A 15,807-nucleotide genomic window follows, 5' to 3' on the forward strand; every position below is an offset into this window, starting at 1 on the left:
CCGGCGACGCCAGCTCACAAGTCCCTCTTCCAGGCGATCGGCGCGCTGATCCGGCCTGATCTTTTGAATACCAAAAGCGATCTCAGCAACTGCAACCGTCGGCAATGCCAATTCGGCGTCGTGACGAACCAGCCATGCTATGACTGCAGAATCGGGAGCTTTCTTCAAAGTCTCCGGCATCACATTCGTGTCGAGAAAAATCAAAGCTCGACGCTTTTGTGAGCGCGTCTGTTTTCATCGATGATACTGTCGAAATCGATATCCGTACCCGACTGCGATGAAAGACGACTATAGAATTTCGCAGCGGGTTCACGTCCTGCCTCACGAGCCTCATAGGTTTTGAGCGCGCGCTCGACGATATCGGCAATCGTGCGATTTTCTCGGCGGGCGAGCTTATGGGCGAGGTCGCGCGCTTTGGAACTGCGGACGGATAGTTGCGGTGTTACCATTGAGTGCTCCTTTCTCTGGATCCACAGTAACTTAAATTGAAATAGCCATCGAGAAGGCATCTGCCATCTCGATGGCTATTTAGTATTGCTGATTTGGCGCCCCGTGGTTTGGCCATCGTTCATGTTCGTTCCGCGTGGAGGCCAACACATCCCCTCCCCGAACACCACACTTTAAGCAATTTCCGCCGTGGACGGCCATCAGAGCGTATTTCAAGCAGGTCGTGGCCCGGATGTCGTTCGACGCCGCGTTTTGCGTCTGACAGGGCTGCATTCAGGTCATAAAACACGCTTGCAACTACTCATTTTCTTACGCATTCCTTATTTGTACAAAGCACCTGAAAAACGCACGAGAGAACCATAGCAAAACGGCAAGTCGCCAATCCATCGCCGGCGCCTAAACGCCTTATAGGCTATGCACGTGTCTCTACCGACGATCAGGTCCATGACGCTCAAATGGACGAGCTGCGTGCTGCCGGCTGCGAGCAGATATTTCAGGAGCAAGGCTCGGGTGCATCACGCGCTCGGCCGGTTCTCACAAGACTTCTCGGGGACCTCACCGCCGGCGACGTGCTGGTTGTCGTCCGGTTGGATCGCCTTGCCCGGTCTGTCAGCCACCTTCTGCAAGTGATCGAAGATCTCGAGGAGCGTGGTGTCCATTTTCGTTCGATCTGCGATCCGATCGATACGTCCACGCCACAGGGCATGTTTTCTCTCCAGGTTCTTGGCGAGCGAATAGCTGCAGTCGCGCACTGAGAAATCCTCCATGCCGACCGGCAAGGCGATGCGCTTCGAGAAGCTCTGGAAAATATCTTCGCCGGTCTGCTGCCGGTAGATCGCGCCGATAGCGCTGAAATCCCAGTTGTTGTAGAACCAGAACGTGCCAGCCGCATGACTACCCCGCTCTGGTCGTTTATGGCGGATATCAGCAGTCTCGTAAGCCGCGACCTGGTAGACGCCAGATCGCGCCATGAGCAAATCGCGGATTGTCGCCCGCCGCTCGGTCGCCGTAAGCCCCGGGCACTTATCGTCAATACCGAAATCAGCAAGGGTACTGCCGAGATCGATGTGTCGCTCTCCGACCGCAATGCCATAAAGTGCGCTGAGAAGGCTTTTGCAGACAGAGGCGACATTCACCTTGCAGGACACGTCGCCCCACCTGGCAATCACCTTGCCGTCCTGCACCACCATGACGGCGGTGGGTTTCAGGCTGGTTGCGTAATCCTGCGCTGCCTTCAGCCTATCAATCGACCAGCCAGCAGATGCAGGATCGATGTTTTGCCACGGCTGCGCATTTACCCCCCCGGCAAAAGAACCGACAGCAAAAACAATCAAGTGCATAGAATGACCTTAAAAAAGTCACCAGTGTGAACAGCTTTATCTATCATGACGGCGCAAGCGTGGCCTCGTTAGATTGTCCCCGTACAAATTCGCTATGTCTTAAAAAGGGATCTTTGCTATCCGTCGGCCTTCCAAGAGAGCCTGTCGCAAAATCCCAATTATAGCGACACTTGTTTCAGCGACGGCACAAGCAGCGAATGCGTGAACATCGGCGATGGTTTCTTGCTTTGGTTGACGTTTCAGCACCGATCAGAAAAACCTTGTCAGCTGACAAGGTTTTTGGGGCGCCGATCTGACCCCGGATCAGTTCTTCTCGCTTGAGCAAGTCCAGATACCAGACGATGAATTGCTGCGACCGGTGAGGAGTGCCCAGCGTCCAAGGGCATCGGTTTAAAGACGTCCGCTACCCGCGACCTTGTCAGCTGACAAGGTTTGTAGTCGCATCAACTTGAACGGTCAAGTTACACCTCGGAGGAGGGCAAGGGTCAAGGGGGAAGGGCGGGCGGGTAGATCTCATGCGAAACGGTCGGGACCGCATATTCTCAGAAACGGCCACCACAATCACGACGAACCACACCCCGCGCCGACATCTGCTAGGGGAGGGGAGGGAGGCAAACAAACAGAATCCCAGCGAATTTATCATCCGAGCCCGTGAGCTGCCGCAACGGACGGACTTGATATGCTGAAACAGAAGGTGGACTTCAGTGTGAGGATAACTTCTGCCGCTCGAACAAAGGTCACCAGCACCGCGCCTTGAATCGGAAATTACTCAATCTGGGCGCCGAGGTAAACCCACAGGCCTGCGGGGGGAGGGGCGACGGTTGGCGAACTGCCTGCGCCCACCAGATTATTCTAGAGCACGATAGCTGATCCGCTGGTTCGGTTGGGGCCTCCAAGTCCGATTGCCCATCTTTGAGCCAAAATAGAAACTGCCGATCTGTCATGGCGAGCGACGGCGAGCTACACAGTGTCTATGACGTACGACGGTAACGTCCCCTCTGCTGCACAGCCGCATTAACGTCGCTGCCGAGCGGTTGGGAGAGCCCGACAAAGGCACTTTCAGAACCCCTTAGGCTGCCGGTCGCAGAATTTTCCGTGATTTCATATTAAGATTTGTTAGGTGAACCAGCGGATCGATGTCGCCAACCAATGGAACCTCCACCGATATTGTTGCATGGCCAACAACTTTGTTCAGCAATTCGCTTAACCCCAACATGCCATCACCCGGCGCCAACCGTCCTTCGCGGGCTTCACTCATCATGTCTTCTGGACGCTTGGGTGCCGGCCCAACTACGTCACAGAGCTGCACATGCCGTACGATATCAATTTTGATCTCGTCAATGTTTCCGCCATTTCGAAAAAAGTGAATGGCGTCGACCAAGACACCAGCATTGTCTTGGCCGGACGCCGTGACCAGTGAAGCAGCCTTGCTATAGGTGTTGATAGTGCGCCAACCCATGTTCTCCACGTCGACGGCCAACCCATATCGTCCAGCAAGCTGGCAGAACTCCGTCAAATTGCCGACTAGGCGTTGCAGGTCGCCATCATCGCCGCATGCGGAGAGTCGCTTGGCTCCGATATCGGCCGCGGCAGCGACGATGTGTTCGACCAAGGTAGCGTTGAAATCCGGGCCGATAATAAAAAACTCAATATCAAAAACGTTGATGCCTTCGCTGTCGAGCAAAGTTCGAAACTCCAGTGCATCCCTGCTGCCCTGCGGCAGCTCGTAATAGGCTGCCCCGGGGAAAGCGGGATGCAGCCGAAGTCCTACTGAATTGAAGCCTGCGACTGCAGCATGCCTGACGAACTGCTGGGGCGGCAGTTGGATCGCAGAGAAATGGGCGATGCCTACGGGCGGCTCTTTCACCGCAGCATCGGTCATCGCACAACTCCTGTACGAGCCAAATGATCAAGCAGGTTAGCGCCGGTGCGATGGATGTGCTGATGAAGCTTGTCCGTCGCGTAATCGCTGTCTCTCGCCACAGCGCCCTGAGCGATTTCACTATGCTCCTGGCTGACATTTCGGTCGCCTGAAGTCTGGGTCAGGAATTTTCTGCGATATCGATCATTCAAATTGAGCAGGGTCCTGCAGAAATGCAGGAGAAGTGGCTTTCCGCAGCCCGAAATAAGGGTGAGATGGAAGTCGCGATGCGCCATCTCCCAATATTCGAGAGTTTCCGGCTTGTTCGCATCGCGTTCGGCACGGTTGAGCTTGTGAAGCGCGCGCATGACATTGCTTTCCCACTCCGCGTTACCGACCCTAATCGACTCTTTCAACGCGAAAACCTCCAACTCTTCGCGAAGACTCGTGATCTCTTCCAGATTTGCGAGTGATACTGGCGCGACCCGGTAGCCGCGATTGTCTTCAAACTCCACCAGCCCATCGGAAATCAAGCGCGCAAGCCCTTCGCGCAAGGGGCTGAGGCTCACATTGAATGACTGTCGCGCCTTGTCGAGATTGATCTTGCTGCCGGCCTCCAGCCCTCCCGAAATAATTGCTTCGCGCAGCCGGAATGCCAGTTGGCTTCCAATCGTGTTCTTGCCGTCATCGGCAAAGTCACCGTTTCCGGCTTGCTCGTTGGGTGCGTCGGGTGAGTCACTCTGTCGCTTCATAAAACCTCCCACGAGAATGTCGCGCTTGATTGATGGGCGATATTATAAACGATTATTATTGTCAACGAATTTGGATTTTTCCGTCATGGTCGACAATAGAATTCACGATATTGAGTGAAATACTCCAATATCGGTAAACTATCTCACAATTTTGAAATTTCACAGAATCCTGACGCTGGGTGCGTCGATGAGCGCTTGACAAATAATCGATTATTTACGTATCACTCGGACGGTGGGAGGTGACGATGGTGATTAAATGTGAAAGGGACTTAACGCCCGCCGTGATTGCGGCCATGGGCCAGACTTCAGATCCGAGGATGCGGGACATCCTGATGACTCTGGTGAAGCATCTTCATGCTTTCGTTCGCGAGGTACGGCTGACCGAGGTGGAATTCCGGGAAGCGACTGCGGTTCTCAACGAGATCGGCCAAATGCAAACCGATAGTCATAACGAGTTTGTCCTCATGTCCGGCTCACTTGGCGTGTCGTCCCTTGTCTGCCTGCTCAACAACGGTGACGAGGGGCAAACAGAGACTTCGCAGTCGCTTCTTGGACCATTCTGGCGCCTGAATTCTCCAAGAGTTGAAAACGGCGGCACGATCATCCGGTCCTATACGCCCGGCCTCCCGCTTTTCGTCCATGCTCGTGTGATCGATCGCGAAGGCAATCCTATTTCCGGTGCCGAGGTCGACGTCTGGCACGCATCCCCTGTCGGTCTTTATGAGAACCAGGATCCAGACCAGGCGGAGATGAACTTGCGCGGCAAATTCATGACGGACGGGGAGGGACGTTTCTGGTTCCAGACGGTCAAGATGGTTGGTTATCCCATCCCCGTCGATGGCGTCGTCGGACGCCTGCTCAAGGCTCAGGGCCGCCATCCTTTTCGACCGGCACATTTGCACGCGCTGATCTTCAAGCGGGGCTACAAGACGCTGATTTCGCAGGTTTTCGATCCGAGCGATCCGAATATCGAATCTGACGTTCAGTTTGGCGTGACTGCGGCGCTCACCGGCGATTTCATTCGCCACGACGAACCGCATCCAACCAACCGAGACATTCAGGCGCCGTGGTTCTCGCTCGACTACACTTATGTCATGGAAGCAGGCGAGGCTGTCTTGCCGCGCCCGCCGATCAAGTAACTTCATTTGGAGCCGGATAATGATCACCGAGGAACAACGCCAGTCAGCAGCCAGGGCCATCCTGGAGGCGGAAACCACGCGGGCTCCCATTGTCCAACCCAGCAAAACTTATCCCGAGCTCGAAATTGAGGATGCGTATCGCATTCAGGCGCTTTGGGCCGAGTTGCGTGTTTCGCGCGGCGCGCGAATTGTCGGTCACAAAATAGGTCTGACGTCTCGCGCCATGCAAATGGCATCCAAGATGACCGAACCGGATTATGGGGTGATCCTGGATGATGCGCTCTACAATGATGGCGCGCAAATTAATGCGGATTTGTTCATCAAGCCGCGCTTGGAAGTCGAGTTGGCATTCGTAATGGGTGAAGACCTGGAAGGAGCGGGCACCCGTATCTATGACGTCATGCGCGCGACGGAGTTCATTCTGCCTGCGCTCGAGATCATCGATTACAGAACCGAAGTTCCGCGTGCGATTACAGACACAATCGCCGACAATGCAGCCTTCGGAGCAATCGTCGTGGGTGGGCGGATGATCCGCCCGTTTGATATCGACATACGCTGGGTCGGAGCAACTCTGTCGAAAAACGGCATTATCGAAGAGTCCGGGGTTTCAGCGGCGATCATGGGTCATCCGGCGGCCGGCGTTGCATGGCTGGTCAACAAACTTCATGCCGTCGGTGGCGGCTTGAAAAAAGGTCAGATCGTCCTTGCGGGCTCATTTACGAGACCGGTCGACATCATAAAGGGCGATGTCATTCAGGCTGATTATGGGCCAGTTGGCTCGATCGGCGTCTCTTTTACGTGAGGTAGAGATGGATCTTCCAGTCAATAAATTTAAAGCAAAACTGCAGGCCGGGCAAAGCCAGATAGGACTTTGGTGCGGGCTTCCAGGGAGCTACGCTGCCGAAATCGTGGCGCCAGCCGGGTTCGATTGGCTGTTGTTTGATACCGAACATTCACCCGGCGACGTGCTGACCGTGCTGCCACAATTGCAGGCGGTCGCGGCTTACGATGTCGCGCCGGTGGTGCGCCCAGCTGTCAACGATCCAGTGCTGATCAAGCGCTTCCTGGATATTGGTGTACAATCCCTTCTAATCCCCTTTGTTCAAAATGCAGACGAAGCGAAAGCCGCGGTGGAAGCAACCCGGTATCCACCGAAAGGAATTCGAGGCGTTTCGGCGCTTACGCGTGCCACACGTTTCGGCAGGGTAAAGAACTATGCCCAGCAGGCGGAGGGGGAGATTTGCGTTCTCGTTCAAGTCGAAACGCGGGAGGCTATTGCTCATATCGAGGCCATGGCATCCATCGAAGGGGTGGACGGGATATTTATCGGCCCGGCGGATCTCGCAGCCAGTTTCGGCTATCCGGGACAACCGGGCCATCCGGAAGTGGTCGAGGCGATTGAAAATACGATCGCATTGCTCAAACGGCTCGGAAAGCCGGCAGGAATACTCACGCCTGACGAGAAGTTCGCGGCACGTTGCATGGAATTGGGAACGCTGTTCACTGCCGTCGGTGTCGATGTCGCATTGCTGGCGCGCGGATCAGAAGCATTGGCGGCCAGGTTTTCGAGACAGTTGTAGACATGCAAGCTTTCGGGCACATCGTTACCGACCTTGCGTCTGTGGACGCGAACCGATTGGCATGTGGAGAGCGATGCGGCCATCCGGTCCAAACGCGTGCCAACTCGCATTCGAGGCCCAGAGCGGTCGACCGTATCGGTGTCAACAGTCTTTCCACCCGGCCTGATAGCCAGCATGCACCTGCGCGCGGCGTCGTCTCGCTCCTGATTGAGGAGCCCAGTATCACGTTGGCGACCGGCACAAAGGAGGCGAGGCTGCGTCAAAAAGACCATGCCTGTCGATCTTGTAATTGAGTTGTTAAAGGAGCATTTCGGGTGTGTCCTATCCTGAAGGATAGACAATTCCAAGCAACAGACTGGAAGTACTCGAAATGGCTGACCTGGAATGGGTAGACTTTTTCCCAATAGTTTTCTTGCCGTTCAAAATTATCGTACTGGGCATTGGCATGTACTACGCCATCAAGTGGCATCACGATCAGGCGAAGAAAGATAACGAGGCCAAAGGAAACTGAGCGCCGACAGGTGTCAACTTGCTTCAATCCACATTGGTTTGGAAGCAGAATGGACCTTTTCCAAACCAGCTCCGACTAAACGTAGGCGGTGATTTGCGTCACAGGAGATCGAGTATAGACCTCGCCTCAGGCACCTGGCCCAATAGATTATCCGCAATTCCTTATGCATGCATGTATTTGACCAGCCCCGCCCGTAACAAGTTGGGGCTGAACTAATTTCTCACGACCGGACCTCTCGGATGGTAAAGTCGAGGCACAGTTTGAGAAACGTCGCGGGCAAGCGCGGCTTAAAGCAATGGCACGCAAGTCGTGAAGCTTACTTCCTCAGCGTTTACGCGATAAGATCGAGACGCCGTCTTCGCATTCATTGAATCGGATAACCCGTCAGCTGCCATCATGGTTGACGAACGGATCGTTTTGCAGTTCGTCGCTTGGTTGATTTTCCTGCGAGTAGTCGTGTCGGCAGAATTGTCGGGACACGCCAACTGGTTATTACTGTTGGGCCGCACCTTACGGCTTATGCCTTGGCGCCATCGGCGAATCGTACTCTCCACGTTCTTCACGGCACGAAAGAATGGCCAGACATTATATCCATGTAGTAGGCATTGAGCCCGATGACTGGTTCAACTGGTAGGCCAGTTTGATTCCTTTCAAGGCGAAGACGACTGGTTGCAATGCTGATCGCGTGTGCCTAAGAAGACCTATACTGTATATCCCATTGACATATCCCACGCGAAGAACTATATAGGCTACACAGTGATTGATGCAATCCGGAGGGATGTAGATGGAGCAGGGTGCAGTATTCCAGAGCAATCGTAGCCAAGCAATACGTTTGCCAAAAGCGGTCGCTTTGCCCGATGACGTAAAGCGTGTCGATATCGTTGCGGTGGGACGCACGCGCATCATCGCACCAGCCGGTGAGATCTGGGACAGTTGGTTTGAAGGAGCGGAGGTGACATCCGACTTTATGATTGAGCGTGACCAGGCTGCTCCGCAGGAGCGCGAGGCATTCTAATGCTAAAGTACATGCTCGATACCAACATCTGCATTTTTACGATCAAGAATCGACCTCAGCAAGTGCGCGATGCGTTCAATCGCTCGCATGATCAGCTTTGCATCAGCTCGGTCAGCCTAATGGAATTGATTTACGGAGCGGAAAAGTCAGCCAGTCCAGAAAAGAACCTTTCTGTTGTGGAGGGCTTCGCGGCGCGCCTCGAGGTGCTCCCATACGATGAATTAGCAGCAAGCCATACGGGTCAATTGCGAGCCGAACTAGCGCGCAGTGGCACTCCGATCGGTCCATATGATCAGTTGATTGCGGGGCACGCGCGCTCGCGCGGATTGGTTATGGTTACCAATAATCGTCGTGAATTTGATCGCGTACCCGGATTACGAGTGGAAGACTGGACTTCTTAGTTTCAAACATTGATCACCTGGCCGATCACAGAAGCATTCAACTACCGGGCCGTCGCACAATATCCCACTAAGAGCTTAATTGGACACGTTCATTACGGCTCGCAAGGTATCGTTGATGCGCTCTTGCGAGCCCGGACCGTCCCCCTGAAAATGCGCGAGGACATCGCTGCCGATCTTCAATGATACAAGCTCCTTGGTGGTAGGGATTGCAGGCCGTTCAACGGCCGGCGCTACGACCTTCGTTTCCCATTTGAACAGCGCGGCCGGTCGGTTTTTTCCAGGCTGTATGCCCACACAGCGGTGGTCGCAAGCCACGTGTAGTTGGCAGCCGAAGGAATGCAATTGCTGCTGATAAACTGACCAGCCGCCCCGCAATCCCGAAGAGATCGCATATCGTGAAGTGAAACTCCACTGGCTTCCTGCAACTGCCGAACCGGTTGGAGGAAGCCTCAACCGACAATAGCCTTCGATCTCCGCTAGGAGTTTAGTTGTTCTAAAAGCCTGCCACGCCTGCTCCGGAAACCGTTGGTGTGAAGTCCTGAGGTTGCCGTTGAGGGGTACCGTGACGACGTTATCCATTTATCATCTACACCTGCTGGATGATGCCGGTTTCCTTATGCCGTTGAAGATCAAAAAGCAGCCTTCAATTTCAGTAACCTTTCGTGGACTGAGTTGGAGCGGCCACGAGTCGTTCAAACTCGTATCGATGCTGAAATTCGTGACCGTGCGTCCCTAGTTCTTGAAGGTATGGGACTTACGGTGTCAGACGCGGTCCGCATATTGGACGAGGGCGTGTTGCCGCTTGAACTTTTTTCAGGCAGCGAGACTCACGATACTTGGTTTCGTGCCAAGGTGCTTGAGGTGCTAAATGATACAAGACCGGATATTCCCAACGATGAAGTCGAGGCTCATTTCAAAAAGCGTCGACAGACTGCACGCAATAAGGCGGCGGGTATAACGTCTTGAGACTAACCTGGTCGGCATTTGCCTTATCGGATCGCGATGCAATTTTTACTTTTATCGAGTTGGAGAGCCCGGCCGCCGCCATTTTGGTCGACGAACGCATCGTCGTTGCAGTCCGTCGTCTGATCGATTTTTCCAGCAAGTGGCAGAGTCGGGAGAATTGCAGATAGAAACACCGGCGCAACGGGAACACCTCAGCCATTAGGTCAACGTCACCCCGTTGCCTTCACCGGATGACCGGCCGCCCGCAATAGCGCCATCAGCACCGGCCCCAGCGAAAACTCATCTCGCTTGGCCCGATTGGTTAGGTCTCTGAGATACCCGCCGGCCGAATTGATGTGGCCGCCCCGCTCGAGAATGCAAGCGATCGTCACTGCCGCGTTCTCCGGACCCATTACCTCACAGGCCTCCTGATATGCGGACGGGCTCACCCCGAGCATCGATCTGACCACCACGGCGGCCGTCATGAGTTCTCGCCAGTTTCTGATCTGGCCTTCAGGACCGTAGTTTAAAATCTCGGGGCAGGCGCGCAAGACGAGACCAATCGGAAAAGCCTTAATCGGCACATGTTCGGCCTGCTTATTCTGGCTCGGCTTCGCCTCCTGCTCTTTTTCAGAGCGAGGTTCAAGTTCATTAAGGTGTTTGGTATTTGAATTCTGTATGTGACGCTCATTTTGAGCATCATTGGTGGTCATTTCTGAAGAAAAGTCATCGGAATTCAACTGGTTGATGATGTTCTGCCGCAAATTATCCATCTCGATGCCCAAATCTCTCAGTTCGTCGAGCGTCGGGTTTCGAGGAATTCGCCTGACAGCGGCCAGATATTGCTCTTCCAGCTCGTCCCAATCGCCTGCAGCCCTCTCTTCGACGGCCGCCGTAATCAGCTTGCGGATATCCCGCCGGCAGATCGTCAGATTCTCCTTTGCCCTGCGGAACGCGATCCGATCGGCAGCCACCTGCTGGGCAAGGCATGCCAGTTCCTCGGCGCGCATCAGAAGCGGCGATATGTCAAAACCGAAGGCGTGCTCGATCGAGCCTTCACCATCCTTTCGGGCATAGCGTTTGCCGTTTGCACTATCCTTGCGGATGATCAGCCCTGCATCGACAAGCAGGGCAAGATGACGCCGCAGGGTAGCGCCCGCAATGCCATGCGCACGAATCGACAGCTGGATGTTCGACGGGAAAACGATAAGCTGTGCGTCCTGGCGCAGCTCATTTTCAGGATAGAAACTCAGAAGCGCATCAAGCACTGCAAGGCTCCGATCCTGCAGACCAAGAACCTCTCGCGCCTCCGATGCGTCGCGGAAGACTTTCCATTTGTCTGCCGACTTGCCTTCCTTGATCCTGGTCGTGGCAATCTGCTGCTTCACAAGCGCAAGCGTTACCGACCGCCGCCCAAACGGCGTCGTCACTTGTCCACCTTCCATGTCCCTCGCCTCTTCAAAAAGGCAAAAGATTTACGCTCACCAAAACGGTGCCAAAGACTCTTGACTAGGATTCATGGAAATGCGATTCTCTAGCTCTCACACGACGAGAAGGGCTTCCATGACGGCAACGTTTCGGGGGCCTTTTTCTTTTGCACGTTTTCCTTACTTTAAATGGTTCCGAAGTCTGTTTCTCGGCTTCAGTTCAAATCTTTGATCGTTCGCGCGTGAACCGCTCAGCCAGTGACGGCAGCTGCGCTTCGATGAAACGCAGGAATTCTGCTCCGGCCGGTGTATCCACCGAAATACGGATATCCTTGTTCGTGCGCGAAAAACTGCCAAGTGGTTCGCCCGCGGCGCCAGCAATCATCTTGCCGGCCTTCGACGGTGCGGCAGGTTTCAGGGCGTTAAAGGCAGCCAGAAACTTTTGATCGGATCCAAGCCGTCTTTGCGTAGAGACCGAAAGCACGCTGCGCAGTTCATCATGCAGGTCAGGCTGTTCGGAGAAAGCCTTTGCAAACTCCACCCACCTCGGACGACCGACCTTGGCTGCCCGACCAATTGTTTCGACGATATCGAGCGGAAGGGCGCGATAAACCGCTCGCATTCGTGCAAGCTCGGGATCATCGATAGACAATGCAGCCTTGATATCACGAGGCTTCACATCGGCATCATCCATGCGGCGGGCAAACAGGGTGCGCTCGATCCAGGTCAGATCCTGGCGATCGGCGTTTTCGATACCCTGCGCAATGACAAGCTCGACATCGGAAATCTCGACTTCGATCGCCTTGACCGGAATTCCAAGATCGCGGGCTGCCTGGAGCCGGCGATGACCGTAGATTACCTGATAGCGATCGGGCGATGCTGGTGACTTGCGGACCTGGATCGGGACCTTCTGACCCTCGGACTTTATCGAGTTCCTGAAAGACTCGAAATCCGATGCGTCATCATCTGGAAGACGATCGGGAAAGGGAGAGGGATCGACCTTTGACGGGTCGAGCTCCCTGATCGCACCACCACCCGATTCAACAAGCGCCTTGAGGCGGTCACGTTCCGATTTGATGTCGTCGATCGCCCTGTGCGCCGCACCGATCACGCCGGCACCGACACGGGCAGTCGCTGCCGGTTGTTGCGGGGAAACAGGAGCATCGGTCGCCAGCCGGTTTTCAAGTTCCGCCGACAGCAGGCCAAAATTTGCAACGATGGATTTACGCGATGACTTGTTGGTCATGTGCGTCCCCAGCTGGTGTTGATGAGTTTCACGACCGCTTCGTTGACGGCATCAACCGCCTCGCGTGCGCGTTTATGCGTGTCACGGCCGATCTGGCCCATTTCGAGTTCGTAGATCGAGCGCTTTGCAAGTCCTGCTGCCTCGACAGCGGTGCTTTCAATCAGCGTCGGAAGAAGCACATCCGTTCCGAAGAGATGGCGCATCAACGCAACGACCTGAGACTGTGGTGCGTCGTTGGGATCATGGCGGGTAATGAGATAGCGGATGAAATCCTGATCAAGCTGTGCTCCGCTCTCATTGAGCACGCTTATCAGATCTCCCATCATCAGGAGGAACTGGCTCATGGATGCGACATCGAGCATCGCCGGGTGTACAGTGATAATCATGCTGGTCGCAGCATAAATCGCACTCAGCGTCAGAAACCCGAGAGACGGCGGAGTATCGAGAATGACGACGTCATAGTCCTGATCAACCTCGGCAAGAGCAAGCTTCAACCGTTCGAAGAAGATCGCTCCCGAGCCCGATTTCTGCGCCAGAACCCGCGGCGTTTCATGCTCATATTCCATCACTTCGAGGTTGCCGGGTATCAGATCAATCCCGTCGAAATAGGTCTTGCGGATGATATCGCGGATTGGCCGGCGCTCGGCGTCGTCGTAGCGAAGAGCAGCGTAGATCGTTTCGTTGGCACCAACGTCAAACTCAGGTTGCGCGCCGAACAGTGCAGAAAGTGATGCCTGCGGATCGAGATCAAGAGCAAGGACGCGGTAGCCCTGCAGCGCGAGATAATGCGCAAGATGGACGCAGGTCGTGGTCTTGGCACTGCCGCCCTTGAAGTTGGCGATCGCAACGACCTGGAGATGCTCGCCCTCGCGTCGGCGAGGAGAAAATCTCAGCGCTTCAGAAGGCTTCTGGGCGGCAAAGAGCTCGCGCAATTCATTGATCTGAGCAAGCGTATAGACACGATGGTTATTTTCCAGCCGGCCAGGGATCGGTCCACGGCCTTCGCTCGACATGAGTTTCAGCGTAGAATCGGGTATTGAGGTCAGCTTGGAGACTTCGTTGGTGAGGAACGGCCGCAGGCTTTTCTCCGACTTCGGAGGATACATGCGGGTGCGAAGGTCCTGCAACTGCTGAGACAGAAGACCCGCATGGCGCATGATCTTGGCGCCCGCGTCTTCCTTCTGACCGCTCGTCATTTCTGCGTGTTTTGCTATCGCCATATTTTCCTCTTGGCGGGCATTCGCCGGTTTGCCGACCATCATCCGCCAAAGGTACAACATGATTCTGTTTCGCCGTCCAGTGATTTACGGTTAACCGGATATTGACGTCCGTGGTTGACAGGGGAATAGAGGCGGCCATTTTATAAATAATAATCAAATACTTATAGAATATTTCGGCCATCCTGACCCTGCGGGGCAACTGCATTTTTGCTCGGCAATCAAGGTCATCAGCGTCGGTCGAAACGAGATTTTCAATGCAAAAAATCTACCCCATGGCGAATCGAACGACATCCGATCTCAAGAGGCAACCACTCGGCCATACTAAAAGGGCGGGCTGCGAGCCGATCTATCGGATTTTGTCTGACCGAGGACCAGCGCCGTTTTTACGTTGGCGATAATAGTGACAGCGGATCGAGCGGCGAGGCCCCGTCACAAAACGACGGAGGGATCAAAGCAGCTTTTCAACACTGTCTACCGAGTCAAAGTGCTTCCCGCATGGAGGCACGTTCAACGATTTCGGTTTTCAGAACGACCTTGCGGGCCATCTGACCTTTGCCATTTAGCCGCTCGACCAGCAACCTGGCCGCCGTCGCACCGAGATCGTAGACGGGTTGGCGCACGACGGTCACGGGAGGCGTTGTTACAGACGTCCAATCCGCATCATGGAACGATACCAGCGACAGGTCGTCCGGGATGCTAAGCCCCAGCTGACGGTGAACCTTGAACACCTCCAGGCCGATTATACTGTCCGATGCAATGATTGCCGTCGGACGCTGCGCCGACTGGAGCATTTCGGTAACGATGCGATGCGTCTCTTGCTGCGTGACGGCACCGACCTGTATCCAGCTTTCCATGTTGGTCAGACCAGCCTCACTGCACGCACCAAGATACCCTTCGATGCGTCGCCTGACCGAACCGGTATTGATGTCGTCTGCACTGCGGAACCGATGATCCGGCGTGTCGCAGGCGGTTAAATAGGCGATGCGGCGGTGGCCGAGCGCAATTAGCCTGCGTGTAATATTCTCGGCGGCATGCCGGTCGTCGGCAATAACGGTGTCGACATCAAGCGTGTCGCTTCCACGATCGAGCAACGCGAGCGGCAGCCCCGAGCGAATAACCTCATGCAGATGCTCGACATCGTTTTCCTTGGCCGGCGAGACGATGAGACCGTCGACACGCTTGGCAAGCAGAGTGCGGATGGCCGCTCTTTCCGCAACGACGTCTTCACCCGAGTTAATGAGGATGACGGTGAAGCCTGCCTGCCGGGCAATATCCGTGATGCCTCGCACGGCGAGGCTGAAAAAGGGGTTTTCAATATCTCCCACCACTACGCCGATGGTGCCTGAACGACCTGTCGTCATGCTGCGAGCAAGCTCATTGGGGCGATAATCGAGGGACCGAGCAGCTGCCAGGACCGCCTCTCTCACCCGGTCGCTGACGGTTCCGTAGCCACCCAGTACGCGTGCAGCCGTTGCCTTTGAGACGCCGGCTTGGCGCGCGACGTCAGCGACTGTCACGGAAGGAGTTTTAGGTGGGATCTTGTCCATAAGCGGTAGCCTTACAAGAGAACTTGACGACTGGCAAATGCGAAGATAACAATTGCCGATATCCAAAGAGACCGGTCTCTTTCTATTTGAGACCGGTCTCAAAAATAAAAAGACTTCCGACATGCGAACTGCGTGGGCCGGGTAGGTGACATCATGCCGCCAACCGGGTGGGACCCGTGCGCCTTGAATTTATCGCAGACAACGACACCAGAGGAGAAGAAACCAATGCAATTTACCCAAGCCTTAACATCCGCCTTCGCAAAAATTCGCGCGACCACGGCCGCGATCACACTCGGTGTCCTTGCAGGCGCGGCGACGCCCGCACTTGCCGACAATCCGCTTGGCCTCATCGATCCCGCCACCATCAGTGTCGGCA

Annotated in this window: 16 protein-coding genes and 3 pseudogenes; 9 read left to right on the plus strand and 10 right to left on the minus strand. The window is 55.0% G+C overall.

From position 1 onward, the window contains the following. A partial coding sequence (locus tag T18_RS28140; RefSeq protein ID WP_323455281.1) for a PIN domain-containing protein occupies nucleotides 1–204 on the minus strand: 204 nt, incomplete at its 3' end. Continuing rightward, on the minus strand, nucleotides 201–449 hold the full coding sequence (locus T18_RS25600) for a type II toxin-antitoxin system VapB family antitoxin (protein WP_038496230.1): 249 nt from the start codon (nucleotides 447–449) through the stop codon (nucleotides 201–203). The genes T18_RS28140 and T18_RS25600, both read right to left, overlap by 4 nt. Before the next feature lie 357 nt (nucleotides 450–806). Here T18_RS25600 and T18_RS25605 point away from each other — a divergent pair. Then, nucleotides 807–1,175, plus strand: a pseudogene (locus T18_RS25605) (recombinase family protein); the annotation flags it as partial. A gap of 30 nt (nucleotides 1,176–1,205) precedes the next feature. Here T18_RS25605 and T18_RS25610 read toward each other — a convergent pair. The 3 genes and pseudogenes from T18_RS25610 to T18_RS25620 all read right to left on the minus strand — a co-directional run. Then, nucleotides 1,206–1,787: pseudogene (locus tag T18_RS25610) on the minus strand (serine hydrolase); the annotation flags it as partial. Nucleotides 1,788–2,856: 1,069 nt separating this feature from the next. After that, complete coding sequence (locus tag T18_RS25615; RefSeq protein ID WP_038496224.1) at nucleotides 2,857–3,669, minus strand: sugar phosphate isomerase/epimerase family protein; 813 nt, start codon at nucleotides 3,667–3,669, stop codon at nucleotides 2,857–2,859. Next, nucleotides 3,666–4,400, minus strand: coding sequence for a GntR family transcriptional regulator (locus T18_RS25620; protein ID WP_038496221.1), 735 nt, complete (start codon nucleotides 4,398–4,400; stop codon nucleotides 3,666–3,668). Before T18_RS25620 ends, T18_RS25615 begins: the two co-directional genes overlap by 4 nt. A 245-nt stretch (nucleotides 4,401–4,645) precedes the next feature. Here T18_RS25620 and T18_RS25625 point away from each other — a divergent pair, with 245 nt between their 5' ends. From T18_RS25625 to vapC, 6 genes are all read left to right on the plus strand, one after another. Continuing rightward, nucleotides 4,646–5,539 carry an intradiol ring-cleavage dioxygenase gene (locus tag T18_RS25625; protein ID WP_038496218.1) on the plus strand — a complete coding sequence of 298 codons (894 nt, stop codon included), beginning with the start codon at nucleotides 4,646–4,648 and terminating at the stop codon, nucleotides 5,537–5,539. Between the two features lie 19 nt (nucleotides 5,540–5,558). Then, nucleotides 5,559–6,341: a 2-oxo-hept-4-ene-1,7-dioate hydratase gene (hpaH, locus tag T18_RS25630; protein WP_038496215.1), complete on the plus strand. Its 783-nt coding sequence runs from the start codon at nucleotides 5,559–5,561 to the stop codon at nucleotides 6,339–6,341. Between the two features lie 7 nt (nucleotides 6,342–6,348). Next, on the plus strand, nucleotides 6,349–7,119 hold the full coding sequence (hpaI, locus tag T18_RS25635; protein WP_038496212.1) for a 4-hydroxy-2-oxoheptanedioate aldolase: 771 nt from the start codon (nucleotides 6,349–6,351) through the stop codon (nucleotides 7,117–7,119). 370 nt (nucleotides 7,120–7,489) lie between these two features. Further along, nucleotides 7,490–7,630 carry a hypothetical protein gene (locus T18_RS26900; RefSeq protein WP_003518781.1) on the plus strand — a complete coding sequence of 47 codons (141 nt, stop codon included), beginning with the start codon at nucleotides 7,490–7,492 and terminating at the stop codon, nucleotides 7,628–7,630. Nucleotides 7,631–8,414: 784 nt separating this feature from the next. After that, nucleotides 8,415–8,645, plus strand: coding sequence for a type II toxin-antitoxin system VapB family antitoxin (vapB, locus tag T18_RS25645; protein WP_003519381.1), 231 nt, complete (start codon nucleotides 8,415–8,417; stop codon nucleotides 8,643–8,645). Next, entirely contained in the window at nucleotides 8,645–9,046 is a 402-nt protein-coding gene (vapC, locus tag T18_RS25650) for a type II toxin-antitoxin system tRNA(fMet)-specific endonuclease VapC (protein ID WP_038496209.1), read from the plus strand. Before vapB ends, vapC begins: the two co-directional genes overlap by 1 nt. Nucleotides 9,047–9,121: 75 nt before the next feature. Here the strand turns inward: vapC and T18_RS26905 are convergent, their stop codons facing one another. Continuing rightward, nucleotides 9,122–9,334 carry a BrnA antitoxin family protein gene (locus tag T18_RS26905; protein ID WP_046205681.1) on the minus strand — a complete coding sequence of 71 codons (213 nt, stop codon included), beginning with the start codon at nucleotides 9,332–9,334 and terminating at the stop codon, nucleotides 9,122–9,124. A gap of 384 nt (nucleotides 9,335–9,718) precedes the next feature. Between T18_RS26905 and T18_RS25660 the strand changes: the two genes are divergently transcribed. Further along, on the plus strand, nucleotides 9,719–10,012 hold the full coding sequence (locus T18_RS25660) for a type II toxin-antitoxin system RelB/DinJ family antitoxin (RefSeq protein ID WP_038496206.1): 294 nt from the start codon (nucleotides 9,719–9,721) through the stop codon (nucleotides 10,010–10,012). A gap of 209 nt (nucleotides 10,013–10,221) precedes the next feature. Here the strand turns inward: T18_RS25660 and repC are convergent, their stop codons facing one another. From repC to T18_RS25680, 4 genes are all read right to left on the minus strand, one after another. Further along, entirely contained in the window at nucleotides 10,222–11,436 is a 1,215-nt protein-coding gene (gene repC, locus T18_RS25665; RefSeq protein WP_038496203.1) for a plasmid replication protein RepC, read from the minus strand. Between the two features lie 202 nt (nucleotides 11,437–11,638). After that, nucleotides 11,639–12,664: a plasmid partitioning protein RepB gene (repB, locus tag T18_RS25670; protein WP_038496201.1), complete on the minus strand. Its 1,026-nt coding sequence runs from the start codon at nucleotides 12,662–12,664 to the stop codon at nucleotides 11,639–11,641. After that, a complete protein-coding gene (gene repA / locus T18_RS25675; protein WP_025591772.1) occupies nucleotides 12,661–13,944 on the minus strand; it encodes a plasmid partitioning protein RepA in 1,284 nt (427 codons plus the stop codon). The genes repB and repA overlap by 4 nt, the downstream gene beginning before the upstream one ends. A 419-nt stretch (nucleotides 13,945–14,363) precedes the next feature. Continuing rightward, on the minus strand, nucleotides 14,364–15,431 hold the full coding sequence (locus tag T18_RS25680) for a LacI family DNA-binding transcriptional regulator (protein ID WP_038497371.1): 1,068 nt from the start codon (nucleotides 15,429–15,431) through the stop codon (nucleotides 14,364–14,366). Nucleotides 15,432–15,656: 225 nt separating this feature from the next. Here T18_RS25680 and T18_RS28155 point away from each other — a divergent pair. Next, a pseudogene (locus T18_RS28155) lies at nucleotides 15,657–15,807 on the plus strand (amino acid ABC transporter substrate-binding protein); the annotation flags it as partial.

It is taken from the genome of Rhizobium sp. TBD182, from assembly GCF_001950375.1.
GTDB classification, from domain to species: Bacteria; Pseudomonadota; Alphaproteobacteria; order Rhizobiales; family Rhizobiaceae; genus Agrobacterium; species Agrobacterium tumefaciens.